The sequence below is a fragment of the Dysgonomonas sp. Shenzhen-Wh21 genome (genome assembly GCF_043392705.1).
In the GTDB taxonomy this organism is placed as follows: Bacteria; Bacteroidota; Bacteroidia; order Bacteroidales; family Dysgonomonadaceae; genus Dysgonomonas.
Genome location: NZ_JAIXHZ010000058.1, coordinates 1 through 2,926, shown reverse-complemented (window position 1 = coordinate 2,926; position 2,926 = coordinate 1). Strand labels below are relative to the sequence as shown.

At 34.3% G+C, this 2,926-nt stretch carries 2 protein-coding genes; both read left to right on the top strand.

Translation table 11 applies throughout. The features are described 5' to 3' along the window. The first annotated feature begins 414 nt into the window (after positions 1–414). Positions 415–1,572, top strand: a complete 1,158-nt coding sequence (locus LDB17_RS03525; RefSeq protein ID WP_252639436.1) for a T9SS type A sorting domain-containing protein — start codon at positions 415–417, stop codon at positions 1,570–1,572. Between the two features lie 6 nt (positions 1,573–1,578). Then, positions 1,579–2,926: hypothetical protein (locus LDB17_RS03520; RefSeq protein WP_393924889.1), on the top strand; the 1,348-nt coding region annotated here is incomplete at its 3' end.

The following is a 2,926-nucleotide window of genomic DNA, read 5'->3' as shown; positions in this document are numbered from 1 at the left end:
GCGGTATTGGTTGTGAGAAGTGTTCAACTGTGCAGATAGAGGAAAAGCACAGCCGAAAACACTTGCTAATGTTAATGCAATTACTTTCATGTTTTATTTTATATTAAGCGTTAATTCCGGATTATAAAAAGATATCCCTCCTGTTGCTATTTTTTAAGATTTAGCACAGTTGTTCTTACATATATAGTATTTAATGGGATGGAAAGTTAGTGTATCCCTTTTAGATTTATATAAGCGAATATCCAGTGTAAGAAATTGAAATGTATATTCATAAGTAATTATTTTAAAAGTTAATTAGCCCTTTTAATTACTTTGCTTTTCTCTTCTGAATACTTCTTGTTCAAATGTATTAATTTATTTAAAAATATATTCTAAAAACATAAAAAATATTTAATGCTTAATGTAAAATAAAACATGAAAGTAATTGCATTAACATTAGCAAGTGTTTTCGGCTGTGCTTTTCCTCTATCTGCACAGTTGAACACTTCTCACAACCAATACCGCGCTGGCGATGTATTAGTCAAGCAGCAGGTAGAGTATGTAAATCCCGGCGAAAGCGGAACCAATAAGCTTTGGGATTTCAGTAAGCTCAAATCCGTCAATGATGAATATACCCTTACCTATTCTCTTCCTCCCTTGGAAGGAGACAGTGTATATATCCTTGGTAATACCCGTTATCTGAAGAGGAAAGTGTCAGACAATGAGCTGATTGTTGGTACAGAACATAACACGATGTACTATTATCATTTAACAAATGATTCTCTTTTGCAGAAAGGGCATGAGAACCCTTCGGTGGTATTAAACTATACCGATCCTATGCTACTGGTACATTATCCGTTAAACTACGGGCAAAGTTCTTTTTCAGAATACAGGTCTAAAGGAGTTTATTCCTCTACAGTAGATATCCAGACACAAGGGATAATGACTACTACCGCTGATGCTTATGGTAAGATGATCCTTCCTTCGGGAGATACGCTTAGCCCTGTACTCAGGGTAAAGACCATACAAACCATTTTTGATGTACCTCAGGAAGGCAGTTATGTGACAAGTGAAACAGACAATGCGGGTAAGCAGCTTGAAACTTGCCGTTGGTACAGCAAAGGGTATCGTTATCCTGTATTCGAAACAATAAGGAACATCAACCTAAAGGACAGTACAGAGATCTTTAAGACAGCATTCTTTTTTCCTCCTCAGGATCATTTGTATCTGAATACCGATCCCGAGAATCAGGCACTGCTGGATGAACTATGGAAGGAACCACAAGACAACAATCAGAACACAGATAAAGGACAAGTCAAGACTGTCACATTGGAAGATATGATGACTTGCAGACTATATCCGAATCCTGTGGAATCATTTTTGAACATAGAATATGAATTAAAGGAAGATGCCAAAGTCTCTTTTGAGCTATACTCACTAGAAGGTATGCCTGTTAAGAAGATCGCTTCGAAAAATAGGACAAAAGGAACATACTATGAAACGATTGACTGTTCGTCGCTGTATCCCAAAAACTATGCATTAAGGATTACAGCTAATGGAGTGTTTGTAAATGAAATAATTATTAAAAAGTAAAAAGAGATGAAAAAATATATGTATATCTTTCCGATCCTGTTAATCCTATTATGGTTCAATATTGGAATTAAAGCTCAGACAAGTGCGAATTTTCCAGAATTAATACCGCCTTCTCCTAATGCACAATCGTTTCAGAAATTTGGTGATTTCCCGGTTTCTAATTTTACAGGTATACCTAATATTAATATTCCAATTTATACGATAGAATTATCAGATATTTCTCTTCCAATATCCCTATCTTATAATTCATCTGGAATTAAAGTAAATGAAGAATCCGGTACAGTAGGTTTAGGGTGGAATCTGAGCGTAGGAGGAGTTATAAGCCGAACCGTTTATGATCAAGACGATTTTAGTACCGCAGAATCTTTGAGCCCAAAATGGGCATACTTAAATAGCAATTTGCAAGATTACTATTTGCAAGAAGGTCAGGTTCAGTTTCCTGTTATACATGCGTGTGATTTCTATATAACGGGCTCTACAGGGAATCTTATTCCGAGCTTATATGGAGGACAAGTTCATGATTTAGCTCCTGATGTTTTCAACTATTCTTTCAATGGTTATTCAGGTTCATTTTGCATTACCCATAATGGAACCATTTATAAAGAATCTTCAGATAATATAAAAATACTCCCAGAGAAAATCGAATTTGGGACAATTCCAGATTGGACTCTTATCACTCCTGATGGTACTCAATACAAATTTACCTTAAAGGAGTATTCCCGGTTGAAAGACGGAGCTGTAAAGAGACTTAGTGCATGGTATTTAACTGAGATTAAAACATTGAAAAATAATATTATTTCTTTTTCCTATGATATTACGACCAAGCGTATTTACTCCTTATCTAATTTAACTCAACGTTATGGGGCATTTAATGGGGCCAGCCCAGCATTAGAAAATGTTGCGAATCAATATAATTCTCCTGTAGTTTATGATGATATAGTACTAAATAAAATAACATTCCCCAATGGTGAGATTTATTTCAAAAATAAATATGAAAGAATAGATCAACCAGATAATGCCTTGCTTGATCAAATATTAATTTATAAGTCTGGACTAGATTATCTAGTTAAAAATATTAAATTGAATTATAACTATTTTAGAGCAAACAGATCAGATCAAGAAATAACATCAATATCAGAAGTAATATATGTATTAGGCATAACTCCCACTTTATTGCAGAGTTATCCTTTCTTTAAATCTATCTCGGATAATTGGAATCTATATAGATTAAAATTAGCCAGTGTAGACATTATGGATGGTACAAAAAAAGAAACATATACTTTAAAGTACAATGAGAATAATCTACCAACAAAACTCTCAACAGGCAGATATCATCCGGGATATTATAATGGGC